The sequence below is a fragment of the Thalassobacterium maritimum genome (genome assembly GCF_031127805.1).
GTDB lineage: Bacteria > Verrucomicrobiota > Verrucomicrobiia > Opitutales > Coraliomargaritaceae > Thalassobacterium > Thalassobacterium maritimum.
The window spans coordinates 1-18,549 of the sequence record NZ_JARXHW010000063.1 but is presented as its reverse complement, the minus strand read 5'-3'; the positions used below and the strand labels follow the sequence as shown (position 1 = coordinate 18,549).

The following is an 18,549-nucleotide window of genomic DNA, read 5'->3' as shown; positions in this document are numbered from 1 at the left end:
TGGCGGGGTGCTTTAGCCCCCGTTGCGGCTCGCAGGCGGCCCAACCTCAGCATAACGAAACCGAGGCTAAAGCGCTCGGCTACCTTTCAATGCATTCGCAAGCAAGTGGCGGGGTGCTTTAGCCCCCGCTGCGGCTCGCAGGCGCCCCAACCCCAGCATAACGAAACCGAGGCTACTTTGGTATGACCTGTAACAGAGTTTGGAACTTACATTTGCACAAAAAAAGCCCCGTCGCGTTTATCGCGACGGGGCTTGAAAATCGTTTCGAATGACCCCCAATTCAGAGAATTGAGGCTACACTTTTACTCGAAGATATGAGCCGCTAGCTTGCGGTCGACCTTTTCCATTTTGAGCTGAACGAGAGCGGGCACGCCGTTTTCGTAGGGCACTTGAACTTCGCCTTGGATGAGGGGGAGTGCGTATTTGTAGAAGTTGTAGTTCATGCTGACGCCGTCTTCGTTGATCCAGCTCTCGGGGAGCTTTTTCACGCCATTGGCAATCTCAGAGAGGTCGGCCAGGCCGGTCTCGCATGTGTAGCTGTCGCCTTCGCCACGAACGAGGGTGACCATCTTGTCAGTCTGTCCATCCACTGCGGCTTCGACGGCGGCTTGACCTGCGAGGTAAGCTTCGTCGTTGTCGGCTTGGGAAGAGCAATGCACGGCCGCGCGTTGCGCCATGCCGAGCTTGACGGAGCGTGCTTTAACTTGCAGCGACTCTTCTGCGAGGGCGCGTAGGTATTCACCGGCACCACCGAGCTGCGAGTGACCGAAATCATCGGCACCTGCGCTGTCGGTGGATACGTAGTTACCATCGGCATCGACGAGACCTTCACCCACGACGACCACGCAGTATTTTTCCTTCTGGAGGACGTGTTGTACGTCGGAGATGAATTTCTCCGGCGAGAACGCGACTTCTGGCAAATAGATCAGGTGCGGTGCGGCGTTTGGCTCATCACGGCGCTTAGCCAGAGCGGCACCGGCTGCGATCCAACCTGCGCTGCGGCCCATCACTTCGATGATTTGCACCAAGTCGTGCTGCCCCATGGCTGCGTTGTCGGCGGCAATTTCCTTAACGCTGGTCGCAATGTATTTGATCACAGAACCGTAACCAGGTGTGTGGTCGGTAGTGACGAGATCGTTGTCGATAGTCTTGGGCACACCGATGACGCGGAGCGCATAGCCGCGCTCTTGGGCGAGCTTGGAGATCTTATCGGCTGTATCTTGAGAATCGTTCCCGCCAGCGTAGAAGAAATAACGGATGTTGTGTGCTTCGAAGACTTCAAGCACGCGGTCGAAGTCGGCCTGGCGCTTGAGCTTGTAGCGGCAAGTGCCCAGGGCGGCACCTGGAGTGTAGCGAAGGCCACGGATATTTTGCTGTGATTCGGCGGCGAGGTCGATGAGTTGCTCGTTAAGAATACCGAGCACACCGTTGAGGCCACCGTAGATTTCTTCGATGCACTCGTGGTTGAGTGCTTCGGCAACGACACCGGAGAGGCTGGCGTTGATTACAGATGTAGGGCCGCCGGATTGGGCGACTAGACAGTTTCCTTCGAGTTGTTCTGACATATGCGTATTGGGTGTTTAAAGAGAGAGTGTGACTGTGTGTATGTGGGCCTTTTCCGAAAGCAATCCTTAAAGAATCTTAAAGAATTGCGCCCGGCGTATAGTCCGCCGCGGCGGGAAAATTCTGAGATTCTTCACGCACGGTGGCGCAGAATTTGTCGACTTGGGTGGCGGCGAGCCCTGTCATGGCTTGGGCGCGGCCCATCATTTCGCTGAGCTGTTCCAAGCTAAGCCCAAGGCGGGCATCGCCAGCGAGACGCTCGACGAGATCGTTGGAAGTAATTTCGCCCGAACGTAGATCGCGCACCGTTTGCACGGCGTGCTCTTTGATCGCCTCGTGCGCTTCTTCGCGGCCGGCACCGGCTTTGACGGCTTCCATCAGCACTGTAGTGGTGGCGAGGAAGGGACCATAGCGCTGGTTCTCTTGGTCGATGACCGCGGGATAAACTTCCATTTGATTCAGGATGGTGAGGAAAGTATCGATCAGGCCATCGATGGCAAAGAAGCTATCCGGCAAGAAGACGCGGCGCACCACGGAGCAAGAAACATCGCCCTCGTTCCACTGGTCGCCGGCGAGCTCGCCGGCCATGGTCAGGTAGCCCTTCAAAATGACTGCAAAGCCATTGAGGCGCTCACAGCTACGGCTGTTCATCTTGTGCGGCATGGCAGAGGAGCCCACTTGGCCCTTGGCAAAGCCCTCACTGGCCAGCTCGTGACCGGCCATGATGCGTAGCGTCTTAGCAAAGCTGGAAGGACCGGAAGCCAGACGCACGAAGACGGAGACCACTTCAAAGTCGAGACCACGTGGATAAACTTGGCCCACGGTGTCGAGCGCAGCGCCCACGCCGAGGTGGTCAAGAATACGCTCTTCCAGAGCAGCGACTTTTGCGGCATCGCCCCCGAAGAGCGTCAATAAGTCCATTTGGGTGCCAACGGGGCCCTTGAGGCCACGCACCGGGTAGTTGTCGATAATGCGATCCAGCTCGCGCACGGCGCAGAGCAGGTCTTCGCCAAACATGGCCAGACGCTTACCAAAAGTAGTGGGTTGGGCGGGCACGTTGTGGGTGCGAGCTGTGATGACGAGCTCCTTCCACTGCTCCGCACGCTCGGCCAGCTTCAACAGCGCAGCGACCGCCTTAGTGCGAACCACTTCGAGCGCTTGAATGATCTGCAATTGCTCAACATTTTCTGTCAGATCGCGACTGGTCAGCCCCTTGTGAATGTGCTCATGCCCTGCGAGGTCGCAGAACTCTTCGATCCGCGCCTTCACATCGTGACGCGTGATCGCCTCGCGCTCGTTGATCGAGTCGAGATTAATCGTGTCCTTCACACGCTCGTAGGCGTCGATGGCTTCTTGCGGGATGTCGAGCCCGAGATCTTTTTGCGCACGCAAGACCGCGATCCAGTAATTACGCTCCAGGGCGATCCGCCCTTCTGCGCTCCAGACAGCCTTCATCGATTTCGATGCGTAACGAGTGGCTAAGACATTTGGTATGTTTTCCATGATAGTTTGAAATTGGGAAAACGTGGAAAAGTACAAATCTCAGCCATTCATGCGACACAAAAACTGGAAAAACACGCCTAAGCGTGAAAAGCGCTAAAAGACTACGTAGCCCTGCACTAACTTGACGACAAATACGCCCAAGTTACTCGCGGCATGCGCCAACATACAGGGAAAGATCGAGCGATTAGGATTCCAAGGCGCGAAGCGTAGGGTGTAGAACCAAAGTGAATTGGCAAAAAGGATGCCGGTGCTCAACCACGCCTTCGAGGTAAAGGTCCATTCAAAACCATCTTCAGTGCTCCAAAAGTGAGCATGAATGATGGCAAATATCAGCGAGCACCCGACGCAACTGCCGATCAGCAGCGCCCTGCCCTTGTTCTCGATCACTAAGAAGCCACGAAAGATGACCTCCTCGACCACGCCCGCGGCAACGATCGCGAACACAAAGAACCAGACCATCTCGCTCTGCTCATCGGCAACGCCAAGCGCAATCTCTCCGCCTGTTTCCACGCCTAACAGCAAGAGCGCACCCAGCACCCCGATCACATAAGCAGCCAATGGCACCGAGGTCGCCCCCGGCATGGCACCCGAGTTGGGCTGGCCCGCCTGAGAGGCCTTATAGTCCCCCCAATACATATTTCCCACATAGGCAGCCACACCGACGTAGAGCAGAATCATTAAAGGGTTTTCGTTCATAGCTTCGCGATGGTATTATTATAGATGGCGGATGAGGGATGGCGGAAGTTCGACTATCCGTCATCCGCAATCCGTAATCCGTCATCCGCAACCCGTCATCTTCAGATATGTCGTGAGTCGTCTTCGTCTTTTTTGACGTAGCCACTATCTTGCCGATCGTGATTGACCTTATTCTTCTTAGTGTAGGCCTCGTAGACGTCCTCTGGAGTCATGCCCAACACTTGCGCCAAAGAGATCAGGAAGTGAAACATATCCACCACTTCGACCTTTGCATTTTGCTCGTCAAACTCTTGATATTTGGCCCACCACTTCCAAGGCACTGAATCGATCAATTCAGACATCTCTTGCTGCATGGCGCGCGTGTAATTGAGCACCCATTTAGTTTTTTCTTCGGCCGACATGCCGTCGGTATTCACGCCGATACGCTTATTAAGGGCATCCTGAAGGTCGAAAATTTCGTCGAGTTTATCCATGTCGGGATTCGTAGAATCGGATTTCAGCACTAGCAAGCGGATTCAGTCACTCAAGCAACTTTCTACCAACAAGTAGCAACTATTCGAACTTAACCCTTGCTCAAAAAAATCCTGTTCTCTAGCCATAAGCAAGTCGATGCCCCGATGCGAACCACCGCCTACGCGCAGCCAGCTGCCAGAACTGAGGACTTCGCAACGCCGGCCGACGCCGACCGAACGCTCTAAAATTGAGGCTATGACCGCTCTAGCCGACAGGGCACACACGCACACATCCACCCACACGACACATGCCAGAATTCGAAGAAGAAGCCGTAAACAACTCTCAAAGCCAAAGTTACACACCGAGCGTTGACGCCTCCAAAAAGCCTCGCACTCGCCGCCGTAGTGGTGGCTTCAAAAATGAAGTCGTCCCACTCAGCAACGCAAAGATGGGCGAAGTCAGCGCGGTCGACGCGTTAAAAGGGGAAAAGCTTAGTGGCAAGCCAAGTGCACAGGCAGATACGGAGCCACGTCAGAAGCGTGAGCCCCGCGCCCCACGCGATGGCAAGCCTCGTCGTGAACGCACAGAACGCACAGAGCGCGAGCCTCGCGGCGAACGTGAACCACGCCAAAAACGCGAAGCTCGCAGCGAGCGCGAACCTCGCCAAAAACGTGAGCCCCGCGCCCCGCGCAGCGACGCCAACCCGCAACCAAGCGCCGAGACCCTCGCCGCCATCGCAAGCGTAGAGGCCAAAATCGCAAGTCGTCGTGCTGAACGTGAGGCACGACGCGCGGAGCGTGACAAAAATCGCCCCGCGAAATCAGCCGAACGCCCCGAACGCAAGGAGCGCAAGCCCCAGGGCCAAGGCGCAGGCAAGAAGACAGCAGCACCTCAGAAAAAAGGCCTGATTGCATCGATCCTCAGTATTTTCGGCCTCGGGCCCAAGGAAGCTCCCGCAGCTAAAAAGGGCAGTCCCCGCGACGGCTCCAAGCGCGGCCCACGCCCGCAAGGTCAAGGCAAAGGCGGCCCGCGCAGCGGCGGCGGCAAAAACCGAGGTCGCGGCGGCAAGGGCGGCAACACTGGCCCACGTAGTGGGCAAAACCGTAAACGTAGTGGTAATGGCAATAGTAACGGCAACGGCCCGCGTCGCAACAACCGCCGCGACAACGACCAAGCCGCGTCCTAATCAGCCCCGCAGTAGCGATCTACCATGGACGTCTTCAAAGTCAGCGGCAACGGCCCTCTCAACGGACAGATAAAAGTGGGCGGTGCCAAAAACGCCGCTTTACCCATCTTAGCAGCCACCCTATTGACCGATGAAACGGTGGTGTTGCGCAATGTGCCCGACTTGAGCGACATGCGCTTTATGCTCGAGATCTTGCGTCATGTCGGCGCAGAAACCGTGCAACCGGAGCCCGGTGTATGGGAGATCACTTCGAAGCAGATCACCCACATCGCGCCCTACGATTTAGTGCGCAAGATGCGCGCCTCCGTATGCCTACTCGGGCCCCTGGTGGCTCGCATGCGCAAGGCCGAAGTCTCCATTCCCGGCGGCTGCGTGATCGGCCCGCGCCCCATCGATCTGCACATCAAAGGACTTAAAAAGCTCAACTGCCAAGTCGAAATCGCCAACGGTTATGTGCATGTAGACGCCTCTGAAATTCAGGGCGGACCCATCTTCCTCGGCGGGCGCAGTGGCAGTACCGTGACCGGCACCGCCAACATCGTAATGGCGGCCACCCTCGCCCCCGGCACCACTCGTTTAGAATGCGCCGCCTGCGAGCCCGAAGTCGTGGACCTGTGTAATATGCTGGTCAAAATGGGTGCCAAGATCACCGGTATCGGCAGCCCCGAGCTCGTGATCACCGGCGTCGAGAAGCTGCACGGCTGTGAGCACAGCGTGATCGCTGACCGCATCGAAGCAGGCACTTTTGTGATCGCCGGGGCCATCACCCGCGGCGATGTCACGGTCAAGGGCATCGCGCCCAAGCTATTAGGCGCCTTCCTCGACAAATTAGAAGAAGCTGGACTGCCCATGGAACTGGGCGAGGATTACATTCGTGTGCTGCCCTACGAGGGCTCACTCAAGACCGTCGATGTCGTCACCTTGCCCCACCCCGGCTACCCGACCGACCTACAAGCGCAACTAGGCGCGTTGATGACACAGACCGAGGGCCTCTCCATCATAACCGAGCGCATTTACCCCAACCGCTTCATGCACGTACCTGAGCTACAGCGCATGGGCGCCGACATTTCGATCGAAGGGCCCAGCGCAATTATTAAAGGCGCCACGAAACTTTCCGGTGCGCCCGTGATGGCCTCCGACTTACGCGCATCGGCCGCACTCATTCTGGCGGCCTTTGCAGCCGTGGGCGACACCTGGATCCAACGCATCTACCACCTCGACCGCGGCTACGAGCGCTTCGAACAAAAATTAAGTGCAATCGGCGCCAAGATCGAACGCCTCAAGGACACCGACATGCCCAAAGAATTGCTCGAAGACTAAGCCCCCCCCGGGATCGCGAATCTCCGCATTCGCAACATCAGAGTCAGCTCATTGCAGATTCATCTGTTTTTGAATCTCTGCCAACGGTCGTCTCGCCGAGACGACCGTTGGCATGAAGCGCTGCGGACATAAATAAGGTTCGCTGACGTTTGAGGCAAAATCGGCGAACGGCCGCCTTGGCAAGGCGGCCCTACCGCACTAAGCGTTTTAATCCAGCTCGACCGCTTCGATATGGATATCCAGCGAGCGGATTTGGATCCCTGTATAGGCCTCAACCTGGCGGATCGCATAATCGTGTAGCTCTTGGCAGGTATTGGCCGCCTCGGTACCGAAGGGAAGCGAGACCCGCATCTTGATACGATAGCCCTCATCGCCTTGCGCGATCCGAATTTTGCGAATTTCCAATTGAGGGGCCTTTTCGCGCATGCAGTGCAGAATCATCTGCGTCAGCGCCACCTCCGAGATCGTGACCGTCCCCTTGGAATGGAAGCTCGGCCGCACAATCGTCTTATCGTAGCCGCTCTTGTGTCGGGTACGATCAAAAAACACTTTAATCGCGTGTGCGACCAACTTAGGATAGGCCTGCTTCACCTCAATCACAGGCAGCGGGATAATGTGCTTCCCATGCGTCTTGCGATCATGAATCGCCGCCGCGATCTCCTCCTGCGAGGCCACATCTTCAATCTTAATGATCTCGCCCGGCACTGGCAGTCGCAAGGTATCACAGTTACGTAAGATCATACGCTCACTCGTGCCAAGTAACAGGATGCGCGAATATTCGGCCGCCTCTAAGGCAGCCAAAACTTCTTTCAGATGCTCTGGATCATAAAACATCGCCGTCTTAACCGCAGCAATATAGTGGGTGGTCTCCTTAGCAGAACGCCCCGCCACAATCTTCCCTTTGTGAATTAACAAGCCATCGTCGATAATCGCATCGATCCCTCGAGTATCTGCAATCAGTCGCGCCCGGAAGCTCTTGCCCGTGCCCGACTTGCCCACCAAGGCAAACACTTCTGGCGTATACACCTGCGGCGCGGGAGGCGGCTCCGCACTCCCAACGACCTCAACCGCCCCACCCGCTCGCCCGAAAAGCTGATCAATGTGGGCCGCGATGCGGCTTTTTATGTTTAGAATCTTATTCACGGTTATTTGCCGCAATACATAGCGATGAGTTCTCACAGAGCCCAGAGAAATCCACCCCCACAGAGCCTCTGCTCAGAGTGAGAAGCGCAACTAATTAGTCTTAAAACGAGCAGACGAAGGGCCCATGCCACTTGACTATTATGGGATTATTCCCATAATTACACAGGTAATTATGTCACGACCACGCAAAGCACGCACCCTGGAAAGCCTACCCGCCCCTGTCATCTACATTCCGGCTGGCTGGACCCAACATCAATCGGCCCCCGTCGAAGTCGCCATCGAAGACTTCGAGATCATGCGCCTCACCGACGGGCACAATTTAAACATCGAAGACGCCGCCAAGAAAGTCGGCGTCTCCCGCAGCACCGCCGGCCGCATGCTCGAGCGCGCACGCCGCGCCATCGCCCTCGGCTTGGAACAACGCGCCCCCATCTATCTCGACGCCAGCGAGGATCTCATCCTCACGCCCCCCGAGCATCTCGTCGAATCTCATAACGCCGAGCCATCGTCCCAGCCCCATTGCGGTGGTCTAGCGATCGCCTGTGAACATCCTCATAGCGACAGTCCGGTAGAGCGCATTTTCGGACGTGCACACGGATTCGCAATGATTCACCCCGATGGCAGCCTGCGGGCGCACATACAAAACCCGGGGGCCAAGCTCAAGCGCGACGCCGCACCTGCAGCGGTCCGGCTACTTAAATCACAGGGCGTATCACGCGTCGTGGCAGGGCGCTTCGGTCCCGAGGCCATCAAAGCACTGGCTGCCGAAGCGATACAACCACTGGTCGCCAACGGCTTTTCTCTGAAGCAGGCAATTGAACTCTTCAACCGATAAACCCTCAATGCCTACAACCAAGGCGACTGCCCGGACTTCCCCGACAGCGCACTCTGCGCACACGCGCATCACGAACATTCACATGAAGATCCTAATGAAAATTAAAGAGTCCCTTCAAGCCACCAGCGTTATAAAACTCAGCCGCTTACGCACACAAGGACACAACCGCTGCCTGGCCTGCACCCACCCCGAGCTCAAACTGGACTTCACCCTGGACGATCCACACACCCTGCGCACATCCATCGATTTCACAGACTCGATGACCAGCTTTAACGGCATGGTGCACGGAGGCTTACAAGCATTCGTCATCGATGAGGCCATGACCTGTGCCCTGATGGGGCTCGGCATCTATGGCGCCACCGCCGAGCTGAAGCTTCGCTACCGCCGTCCCGTCGAGGTCGGGCCCACCGCTCACATCCGTGTCTGGGTCGAGCGTCGCTACCGTAGACTGAGTGAGCTCAAAGCAGAACTCAGCCAAAAAGGTAAGATCTGCACCACAGCACAGGCACGCTTCATACAACAAACCCTGGTAAACTAAAGCTCCAAGTCACCGGCACCATTACGATGCAAACGACCGCTGAAGTACTCAAAGGGCATACACAGGTCGCTCACGCAATTTTCCGACTTAATATTTGCTTCCGATACAAAGCCCGCTTCATTGGCTAGGAATGAACTACGCCAAATACCACGCACTCGGAAACGACTATCTCGTCCTCGACCCTAAGGACGCCAGTGAACTGCCTGCAAAGGACGACATTGTCCGCATTTGCCACCGTAATTTCGGTCTCGGCTCAGACGGCATTCTTTACGGTCCACTCAAAAGCGACAAGGCCGACTTCGGCTTACGCATTATGAACCCCGACGGCAGCGAAGCCGAAAAGAGCGGCAACGGACTGCGAATTTTCGCCCGTTACCTCTACGACACCGGCGCAGTCAAGAACGAGGCCTTTACAGTCGATACGCTTGGCGGCGTCGTCACTTGTAAGATCGAAGACGGTGCCGAATCGATCACAGTGGACATGGGCAAAGTAAACTTCGCCATGAACCACATTCCCGTCGACGGCCCAGAGCAAAGTGATCACAACTTTGGGCAACCACTCAGCTTTAACGGAAAGACACAGACTGTCTACATCGCCGATATTGGCAATCCACACTGTGTCGTGGTACAAGACGAAATCAGCGCTCAGCAAGCCCACGAAGATGGTGCGGCCATCGAAGTGCACGAAGCCTTCCCGAACCGCACCAATGTTCAGTTTTTAAAAGTCATCGATCGCAACAACATTCAAATCGAGATCTGGGAACGCGGCGCAGGCTACACGCTCGCCTCCGGCTCCAGCAGTAGCGCCTCCGCCGCCGTCGCCCATCGCATCGGGCTCTGCGACCGTGACATCACCGTGCACATGCCCGGCGGCAAGATCGGCATCCACATCGGAGACGACTTTGCCATCCGCATGACAGGCCCGGCCACACATGTTGCCAGCATGCAATTCGACGACGAAGCACTCGGCTTTAAAGTCGAAGCCTAAGTACTCTAGCTCTAGCCCACGCGGCCATACATTTCACGCCCTCACCTCAGCCAAGCTGGTGGGGGCGTTTTTTTGCTTGAGCAAGGATCGACTAAAAACGCCAGAAAGGGCCGACGCGTAACTACCGCTGCCCCACGATGTAGAAACTCTTAAGATAGCCGAAGAGCGAGCGAAACAAGCCGAAGTGCGATTCTTCAGAACTTCGAAAGATCAAATGCACATCTGTCGAGCGCGTGCTAAGAAATAACTCCGACACCTTCAAATCCTGGGCCTCCTCCGTGTTCTCATTATCAGTCATCGCATACTCCACGATATAATACGGACTCCCCCAGAGCGTCGGATACACCGTTCTCTTATCGGAGAAGACGATCTCGCCATCGGCCCCCCGAATCTCACGTCCCCGACTCTCGCGCGGCAGCATAAATGTGATCGCGCCCGCCGCATCTGTTTTGAAACGGAGCTTTGCATTGGCTGGGTTTTGTTTCGCAGCCTCTAAATAAACAGGTAAGGAATCCTCCCAACCCCCAAGCGCATAAGTACCCACCGGATAGATACGCAGTTCACAGGCGACATGTCGCAGATTGCCCAGTTCGAAGGTCAAGGCCTTGCCGCCACTGATTAGCGGGATGCGCCACTGACGGCTCAAGCCGCCCGACAGGGTAAGTTGCCCCCCCGCAGTGATCGCATACGCTTCGGTTTGATAGCGGTCCACCTCTTCACGGTTCAAACGAACAGTGACCGGCAGCGACTCCGCCGGCTCGACCAAAATCCGCGACTCTAAAGTCTGCGCCGAAAGCGCATTCGAAGTAAACAAGAGAGCAAGTAAGAATCGTATTTTCATAATTACAGGTCGTCTAATTCTTGAATGGCTGCTTCGTACTCACTCTTAGTGATACTTGAGAAATTGACTCTGCGATAATTACGAATCACAGGCGTGCCGGGCGGGAATCTGCCTTCAGCGAATAATGTGTTAAAGCCCCAATCACGCGTCGGCGGCACATAGTAATCATTGAAATTAGTCGGCGCACCATCGGGGCGCACTTCACTCTCAAACAAAGAGACCAAAGAGCCGCGAATGGTAACCGTTCTGGACGAACCCCAATACTCTAAAAATCGCGGCAAGTTAATCACCCCGAGGCTATAAGGACGACTGGCATCCGTTGTCGCATAAGGCGCGTAAGAAGGCAGATCATTGGGAGTCCCCGTGACCAATGCCGCCGCCACCTCGATATAAGAATTTGCGGGGCGATCCGATTGAATCTCGCTTCGACCATCCACCAAAGTGTTGGCACGATTCGATTCCCAATTATCTGAGAGCAGAGTCAAAGAATCGACCAGAATCGCGGCAGGCTGCTCCGCGCTGTTATCCGGCTCCGTGGAATCTTTGGGATGCGGCACACCATCTGCATTAAATGAGCCGACGAGATAAGTCGGCGCGTTCGAAGCCAAGGTAAAGCCCGGCTCTACAACACCCGTGGGTTCCGGCACCTCTTTAGCGTCAATGATCATCAAAGCCATCTCTGTGCCGGAGCTATCCGAGTCGACGGCTGGCACCACATTATAACTATTGGTGGAAGTGCCATAATCATATACTCCGTCGGTCGTCGAGCGGGAGGTCGGAAATTCCACGTAAACCACGCCATTCCACTGACTATCTACGTCGAAGGTGCCATCAAAGCCTGTCGAAGAGTTGTCCTTATTATCGATATAATATTTTAAGCGCTCCACATCCAGAGCAACCGTATCGACCGCCTTATTCTCGCGATGATCGTATAAGCCACTGGTGACTGTCGTCGTGGTCGTCGTGGTATAGCCCGTGTGTGTTTGCTTATCCCTGCCCCTCCCAGTGGTATAGGTATAACTCTCCGTAGTGGTCGTATCTTCGGTACCATAATACTCAGGCGCATTATTCTCGATCGAAGTAAACGTAGGATCGGGGTCCCCAATCACATCAGCAGGTAAAGTCACTTCAGCATACTGAATATTGCCCCCGGCATCGCTGGTAGGCGCACTCGAAGCCACCGAGCTATTTTCTCGAACAGGCGTGTAGCCCTTCAAGACTCCGCCAGGCTCCAACTTGATAATAAGGCCTGCTTTATATTGCATCTTTTGATTGCGCACACTGTCACTCTTACGGTCTGGATGATCCGCGGGCAACAGGGGCTCAATTAAAGCATAGGCACTATTATCTCTTTCGTTAGCCGGCGTAGTTGGATCATCCGGCGTGTAATCGTTGAATGCCACGACATTTTGAGTTTCGACGCCCATTGCCGAATCCTGCACGAAGCCATTCCAGCGATCGGTCGCCCGTGACAACCAGGAAGAGGAGCTAGAATCCAAAGTCGAAGTCCCAGAACCCATCGCAGCTAAGGTAATTGGATCCGCGCTGCTGGTAAAATAAATCCCGCCGCCACCACCCGATGTATTCCCACGAGTCAGATCCCCCACGACGGTCACTTTACCGTAAAAGCTAAGATCGTAGCCCGAATTCACCTCGACGTTGAGGTTGCCGTTGGTGTGAGTCGGCCCTACAACATCGGTGTCGTATCCTGGATTAAATACTAGGTCTGAATTATAGAAAATCGCATTTGTAAAAAGCGGCGCATCTCGCACCACAAAAGTTTCCGCCAAATACGCAGTCACATCAGGGCCTACACTTGAGCGCACACTGGCCTTACTAAAGAGCTCGACCTCGCGACTAAACACGATTTTGCCAGCCAATTCATCATATTCATACAATAAATCAATCGGGCTGATATACTTCCAATCCCCCGAAGGTAACACGCCTGCACGTAACTCCAGAGAGCCCATGTTAACATCTGTGCCCTCGAAAAATGCACTCGCTGAACTCGGAATCACCAAAGGGCTATTCCCCGGCTGCAACTCATCTTCGGTGAACGATGTTTTTGATTCAAGCTGATCCGCAAGCTGAGCCACGCCATACTCCAAGAGCGCCTCCGCGGTAGACTGCGCTTGTAAACGCGCCACATGCCGATCCGTAACACGCGTCGAAGTCGTGGTGGTTTTGAGTAGAGAGAAAGCAATCACCATGACAGCAGTCGCCATGATCAAAACCATCAGCACCACAGATCCTCTCTTAGAGCTGCCATTTGTATATCTATTATCTCTCATGACTTCATCCCCTCGGTGATACAGTGAAATTATACGTGCCACCTGAATTCTTACTCGGTAAGTCGTATATAATCTCGCTATTAATCACGATGCTACGACCTAGCATATTATAAAAAAGATCACCCGAGATTAGCCCAGTGGCACTCTCCACTAATACAGTGTGCTGACTCGACTGCAGCGCAGCAGGGATCAGATCTTCAACAGCGTTCGCTTGTTGTGCCGTCGGGATGTCGATGTCGAATCGCTTAATTTCAATCGCTTCCGAACCCTCCTCATCATTTAAGTAGTAGCCCACGATACGCTCGATCGGTGCGGGCGATAGATCCAAGGGAGTCAAATCCTCGCCATTATAAACAAAGACACAACAATTACCAGACTCCCCGGCCTGCATGCGATAACTCGCCACCAAAGTATCTTCTGCCGGATTCCTAAAGCTACCACCGTCGCCATGCCCCTCGTCGTAAAAGGTTTTATAGATAACAAAACTATTCGCCTCACGTGCATCGGAGCTCAATTGGTCGGTAATTTTACGAATGGAATTTTCAATATCTAAGTTATTAGTGACACCTAAGGAAACTTTGAGCGCATCCACGAAAAAGACGGAAACAAAGCCCAATACGACGACCCCGATCGTCATAGCAACAATCACCTCCACCATAGTGAAGCCCGCGTACGATCGACGGGCAGGCTGCGAATCAAATATTACAGAAGCTTTCATGCTAATAAATATCTACCAGCGACTTCACAGCTTTGACCGATCCAGTCCCCCATGCGGCATCGTTAGATTCGCTCACACCTGAGCGCAGATAGCTGTAATCAATTGTAATTTCTAAAGCACTCAGGGGCGTACCCCCTGAATTTAAGCTCGTTGCATTGATCGTCAAACGCATCGGCATCGATCGAATCGGCTCCTGGCTCTCCCGGTCGATATCCATTACAATCAACTGCTCCTGCTGCTGGCCAAACACAAAGGTTTGCTCAACCGTGCTGACAGTGCTGTCTCCCAAGGATGTCGCCACAAGTGTAAACCCAGTCCCCAAAGACAGCGCATCTCTCAGCTCATTATATGAATAAGCCATCAATTGTTCCGAATACCCCAAGGCAATACTATGGGCAGTCGAACGGCTTAGCACCTGATCCGACACCTTTAAGGATTGAATGAGAGAAGCCGTCAGCCCCAGCGACGTGAGTGAAAACAAAAACAGGCCCACAATCACTTCCACCAAAGTCAGCCCCGCTCGACGAGACTCCGCCCCCTGCAGCATCGCCACAATTACAGGACTCTCCTGCTCCATGTGGTCTGTAATATCATAAATGGCACCCATGATGCCAAAAACAAACTGATGCCACATGCAGATCAACTCTATTACAGCGACAACGAAGCCTTTTACGTAAGTTTAAAACACTAAACAAGAACCAGATACGTCATTCAACGTAGACAATCAGTCAAGACTACGCAGCACAGCTAACAAATTAAACAATTTGTAAAGACAAAGCTACAATCTAGCCACACGATTAGGCGGCAAATGATCCAATAAGTCCAAGATCCCCTTCAACGATTCGACCACGGGCGCCCCAGTCGCCGACAGCCGATCCCTGGTATGATGTCCATGTGACAGCAAGATACAATCGACTCCGATCGCCTGCGCCACTTCGAAGTCGTGCAAAGTATCGCCAATCATGACCACCTCCTCCGGCTTCCAAGGCAATTGCTGGATCCAATACTCGCCGCGCGCGACCTTCCCCTGAGCATAAATATTATCCGTGCCCGCCAAACCCGTAAAATGGCTGCGAATGCCATAGTGTTGCACCCCCAAGTCCAGCGCCTCCTGCTTAGCCGCCGACAGCACCGAATGCGTCATCCCTTGCCCGCTCATTGCAGCCAAAATATCACTGACACCTGCATGCAGCCCACACTCTTCAAACCAGCGCGCCTCATAGTCGCCAATAAACTCGCGGCTCACTTGGTCGAAACTATCGACGTCAGTATCGAAGCCTAGGTATTCATAGAAGTGGATCACCGGAAATCCAAAATTCCCCCGATAGTCTTCGACTGTGATCGGGCCGCGACCACGACGCGCCAGTAAGCCATTGAGCACTTCGACACAGAGCCAAGTATCGTTGAGCAATGTTCCATTCCAATCCCAGATCGCGTGCTTATAACTCATGATTAATCCAACAAATCAGGTTTACGTTGAAAGAGCACCACCGGCACCTGCAGCAATGCAAAGAAGATCAACATCCCCTCAAAACCAGGTATGCCCAAGCGCTCGCCGCGCTCCGCGGCCGCCATATAGGCGAACATCACCACCGCGATCATGACAAAAACAAACAAGGCCGAAAGCGCCACCAACAGCCCATAGGCCCAAGGCCAAGTCTGCGCTGGCATACGTTGAAACGGCAGACACAGCACAACTGCATAGACGAGGAAATAAGCGCCCTTAAAGCTGTCAAATGCCCCCGGCCCCTGGCTCAAAGCCGCGCCGCCCAGCACCAGCAATAGCACTGCCATTACATAGCCCGCCAAGCGTGCCAAACACAGGCCACGAGCGATTGATTGTAAACGGGCGGCCTCTAGCTGTTCAGATTCATTCATATCAGTCAGTTCATTCAGAGCCCTATCTATTGAGCAGAAGTCACAGAAAGCAAGCCCCGTAAAGTAGTGAACAAATTATCATTCGGGCTTGCCAAAGCTCCACTCTCTTTCAAAGTAAAGCGCAATCCCAAGACTTTAAACAACCGAACACAGCAGAACATACCTATGGCCGCAAAAGCACAAATCCAAAAGACCGCTCGCACCCCCGAAGGGGACCGTAAAAACCTCGATCTCGCGATCTCCGGCATCAACAAACAATTTGGCCCTGGCGCCCTAATGCGCCTGGGCGAAGCCACTAAAATGGAGATCGACGTCATCTCCACTGGCTCCATCGCGATCGACATCGCCCTGGGCACAGGTGGTCTCCCCCGCGGGCGCATCTGCGAAATCTATGGCCCTGAAAGCTCTGGTAAGACCACCTTCTGTCTCAGTGCCATCGCACAGGCTCAAAAGCAAGGCGGCAACGCCGTATTCATCGATGTCGAGCACGCCCTCGACCCGCGCTACGCCAAAGTGGTGGGCGTGGATCTCGACAACCTGATGGTCTCGCAACCAGAAAGTGGTGAAGACGCGCTCAACATCACCGAAACTCTAATTCGCTCCGGCGCAGTCGATATCATCGTGATCGACTCTGTCGCCGCTCTGGTCTCGAAAAACGAGCTCGACGGCCAAATGGGCGACACCACTGTCGGCCTGCAGGCCCGTATGATGAGCCAAGCGATGCGCCGCCTGACCGGTGCTATCAGCAAATCACAATGCGTCGTGCTCTTTACCAATCAAATTCGTGAAAAGATCGGCGTGATGTTCGGCAGTCCCGAAACGCAGCCCGGTGGCCGCGCCCTCAAATTCTTCGCATCCGTGCGCATGGACATCCGTCGCATCGGTCAAATCAAAGAGAGCAGCGGCAAGGTCGTCGGTAACCGCACACGCATCAAAATCGTTAAAAACAAAGTCGCGCCCCCCTTCACCGAGAGCGAGTTCGACATCATGTATAACGAAGGCATCTCTCACTCCGGCTCTTTGGTCGACCTCGGAGTCGAGCACAAGATCCTCGAAAAGAAGGGCTCTTGGATTTCTTATAAGGGTGAAATGATTGGGCAAGGCCGCGAAGCCGCCAAGACCCACCTCAAGGATACACCCGAGCTCGCCAATGAATTGACTCAACTCATTATGGAGAAAGTGCACCCCAAAGCGGGCGAATCCCTGACTGGCGACAGCAAAGCGGAGGAAGAAGAAGCTAGCGATTCTTAAAAAAGCTAGCGACTGCATCGCAGGCTGCGTTTAAAATACTTCGACCCAAAGCGCACTGACCAAAAAATTGGCAGTGCGCTTTTTTTTGAGCAGAATGATCTCCCCCATGTATGCTTATAATTCAGCCCTAGTGTAGTGTCCGCTTATGGACGCCGGTGATCGGGCTTAGTTACTGGGAAGCGCCTTTAACAACTCCTGCTTGACCGTCATCGTCACATCGTCGATGGCACCTCGCGTAAACAGCAGCGAACTCCTATACTCATCTTTGAAAATGATCTCATAGCGATCTTCAAACACCCGCTCAATCAGCTCCAACAAATGTTTCTGGCACAGCTGGTCCACCTTCTTTTGATCGCTATCGTCATGCATCATTCCCGCAGCCGCTGCCCTCGGGTCGAACGCTTCACCACGCATCATCGCGGACTGCATCTTCTCTTGAGCCGCTTTCGCAGCCTCCTTCTTGGCATAGAATCGCTCCCCCAACTCCTCATTGCCAGCCATGTTCAAAACCACTTGAACTAGCAAATCGTCGATTTCATTGTAGTCGACCTTAGCGACGCTGGCCTTGGTGCTCTCTGCACTGGCTGATGACAGCATCAACAAGCAGATTAATAATTGGATCATTATAGATTTAATTTTCATGACGTGTGTTGTTTTATTTTATTTATTGGGGGGAGAGAACTTATGAATGAGGCTACAGAGAGAGATCCCCTCAAGCCTTCGAACGAAAAGCCTGCGCAAACTCAGCAGCATTCACATCGTCGGGTAATCCACGGCCGGACGCGTAAGTGTAGAGCTCGGCCTTTTCCTTGCGCTCGACGGCTGCCCGTAGCGTGCCGCAACTTAGCTGGGCAAAGTCCCAACTGCGAAATAATGATTCAAACATAAGCTAGGACTAAGCCAGCAAAAACAAAATGTAAATATCGTTCTTTACGTGGCACTCTCAGAGATATCCGGACACCAGCACAATCACGGCGCTCCCCAAAACAGAGTTTTGAGGCTACACCTAGCCCGTAAGCTCGGTTCTCTGAACCGGGCACTCTCAGACAGCTCTGGACACCGGTGCAATCACGACACTCCCCAAAACAGAGTTTTGAGGCTACATCTGGCCCGTAAGCTCGGTTCTCTGAACCAGGCACTCAGACAGCTCCGGACACCGGCACAATCACGACGCTCTCCCCAAAACAGAGTTTTGAAGCTACACCTGGCCCGTAAGCTCGGTTCTCTGAACCAGGCACTCAGACAGCTCCGGACACCGGCACAATCACGACGCTCCCCCCAAAACAGAGTTTTGAGGCTACACCTGCCCCGTAAGCTCGGTTCTCTGAACCGGGCACTCAGACAG

19 protein-coding genes are annotated in these 18,549 nt (G+C 54.2%); 6 read left to right on the top strand and 13 right to left on the bottom strand.

Annotated elements, in window-relative coordinates:
• Positions 1-302: 302 nt before the first annotated feature.
• The 4 genes from QEH52_RS17615 to QEH52_RS17600 all read right to left on the bottom strand — a co-directional run bounded on the left by QEH52_RS17615 (position 303) and on the right by QEH52_RS17600 (position 4,235).
• Positions 303-1,565 (bottom strand): 6-phosphofructokinase, encoded by a 1,263-nt coding sequence (locus tag QEH52_RS17615; RefSeq protein ID WP_308952253.1) that lies wholly within the window; start codon positions 1,563-1,565, stop codon positions 303-305.
• A gap of 76 nt (positions 1,566-1,641) precedes the next feature.
• On the bottom strand, positions 1,642-3,066 hold the full coding sequence (gene purB / locus QEH52_RS17610; RefSeq protein WP_308952252.1) for an adenylosuccinate lyase: 1,425 nt from the start codon (positions 3,064-3,066) through the stop codon (positions 1,642-1,644).
• Positions 3,067-3,159: 93 nt separating this feature from the next.
• Complete coding sequence (locus tag QEH52_RS17605) at positions 3,160-3,762, bottom strand: CPBP family intramembrane glutamic endopeptidase (protein WP_308952251.1); 603 nt, start codon at positions 3,760-3,762, stop codon at positions 3,160-3,162.
• Positions 3,763-3,863: 101 nt separating this feature from the next.
• Positions 3,864-4,235 carry a dUTPase gene (locus QEH52_RS17600; protein WP_308952250.1) on the bottom strand — a complete coding sequence of 124 codons (372 nt, stop codon included), beginning with the start codon at positions 4,233-4,235 and terminating at the stop codon, positions 3,864-3,866.
• Positions 4,236-4,522: 287 nt separating this feature from the next.
• Between QEH52_RS17600 and QEH52_RS17595 the strand changes: the two genes are divergently transcribed.
• Positions 4,523-5,401, top strand: coding sequence for a hypothetical protein (locus tag QEH52_RS17595; protein WP_308952249.1), 879 nt, complete (start codon positions 4,523-4,525; stop codon positions 5,399-5,401).
• A gap of 24 nt (positions 5,402-5,425) precedes the next feature.
• Positions 5,426-6,721, top strand: a complete 1,296-nt coding sequence (murA, locus tag QEH52_RS17590; protein ID WP_308952248.1) for a UDP-N-acetylglucosamine 1-carboxyvinyltransferase — start codon at positions 5,426-5,428, stop codon at positions 6,719-6,721.
• A gap of 207 nt (positions 6,722-6,928) precedes the next feature.
• On the opposite strand, the gene QEH52_RS17585 is transcribed toward murA, so the two are convergent.
• A complete protein-coding gene (locus QEH52_RS17585; RefSeq protein WP_308952247.1) occupies positions 6,929-7,864 on the bottom strand; it encodes an Asp23/Gls24 family envelope stress response protein in 936 nt (311 codons plus the stop codon).
• Positions 7,865-8,036: 172 nt separating this feature from the next.
• On the opposite strand from QEH52_RS17585, the gene QEH52_RS17580 reads away from it, so the two are divergent.
• The 3 genes from QEH52_RS17580 to dapF all read left to right on the top strand — a co-directional run bounded on the left by QEH52_RS17580 (position 8,037) and on the right by dapF (position 10,225).
• Positions 8,037-8,699, top strand: a complete 663-nt coding sequence (locus tag QEH52_RS17580) for a DUF134 domain-containing protein (RefSeq protein ID WP_308952246.1) — start codon at positions 8,037-8,039, stop codon at positions 8,697-8,699.
• Between the two features lie 94 nt (positions 8,700-8,793).
• Positions 8,794-9,237: a PaaI family thioesterase gene (locus QEH52_RS17575; RefSeq protein WP_308952245.1), complete on the top strand. Its 444-nt coding sequence runs from the start codon at positions 8,794-8,796 to the stop codon at positions 9,235-9,237.
• Positions 9,238-9,367: 130 nt separating this feature from the next.
• The gene (dapF, locus tag QEH52_RS17570; RefSeq protein WP_308952244.1) at positions 9,368-10,225 is read left to right on the top strand and encodes a diaminopimelate epimerase; all 858 of its coding nucleotides are present in this window, start codon (positions 9,368-9,370) and stop codon (positions 10,223-10,225) included.
• Between the two features lie 121 nt (positions 10,226-10,346).
• Here the strand turns inward: dapF and QEH52_RS17565 are convergent, their stop codons facing one another.
• The 6 genes from QEH52_RS17565 to QEH52_RS17540 form a co-directional block, all read right to left on the bottom strand.
• Positions 10,347-11,066, bottom strand: a complete 720-nt coding sequence (locus QEH52_RS17565; RefSeq protein ID WP_308952243.1) for a hypothetical protein — start codon at positions 11,064-11,066, stop codon at positions 10,347-10,349.
• A gap of 2 nt (positions 11,067-11,068) precedes the next feature.
• Complete coding sequence (locus QEH52_RS17560) at positions 11,069-13,357, bottom strand: hypothetical protein (protein ID WP_308952242.1); 2,289 nt, start codon at positions 13,355-13,357, stop codon at positions 11,069-11,071.
• A 4-nt stretch (positions 13,358-13,361) separates the two neighbouring features.
• Entirely contained in the window at positions 13,362-14,075 is a 714-nt protein-coding gene (locus QEH52_RS17555; RefSeq protein ID WP_308952241.1) for a PilW family protein, read from the bottom strand.
• Position 14,076: 1 nt separating this feature from the next.
• Positions 14,077-14,709, bottom strand: coding sequence for a type IV pilus modification PilV family protein (locus tag QEH52_RS17550; protein ID WP_308952240.1), 633 nt, complete (start codon positions 14,707-14,709; stop codon positions 14,077-14,079).
• A 144-nt stretch (positions 14,710-14,853) separates the two neighbouring features.
• Entirely contained in the window at positions 14,854-15,525 is a 672-nt protein-coding gene (locus QEH52_RS17545) for an HAD family hydrolase (RefSeq protein WP_308952239.1), read from the bottom strand.
• Positions 15,526-15,527: 2 nt separating this feature from the next.
• A complete protein-coding gene (locus QEH52_RS17540; protein WP_308952238.1) occupies positions 15,528-15,953 on the bottom strand; it encodes a hypothetical protein in 426 nt (141 codons plus the stop codon).
• A 165-nt stretch (positions 15,954-16,118) separates the two neighbouring features.
• On the opposite strand from QEH52_RS17540, the gene recA reads away from it, so the two are divergent.
• Positions 16,119-17,204, top strand: a complete 1,086-nt coding sequence (gene recA, locus QEH52_RS17535) for a recombinase RecA (RefSeq protein WP_308952237.1) — start codon at positions 16,119-16,121, stop codon at positions 17,202-17,204.
• 165 nt (positions 17,205-17,369) lie between these two features.
• On the opposite strand, the gene QEH52_RS17530 is transcribed toward recA, so the two are convergent.
• Positions 17,370-17,846 (bottom strand): hypothetical protein, encoded by a 477-nt coding sequence (locus QEH52_RS17530; RefSeq protein WP_308952236.1) that lies wholly within the window; start codon positions 17,844-17,846, stop codon positions 17,370-17,372.
• A gap of 70 nt (positions 17,847-17,916) precedes the next feature.
• Positions 17,917-18,090: a hypothetical protein gene (locus QEH52_RS17525; RefSeq protein WP_308952235.1), complete on the bottom strand. Its 174-nt coding sequence runs from the start codon at positions 18,088-18,090 to the stop codon at positions 17,917-17,919.
• Between the last annotated feature and the right edge of the window lie 459 nt (positions 18,091-18,549).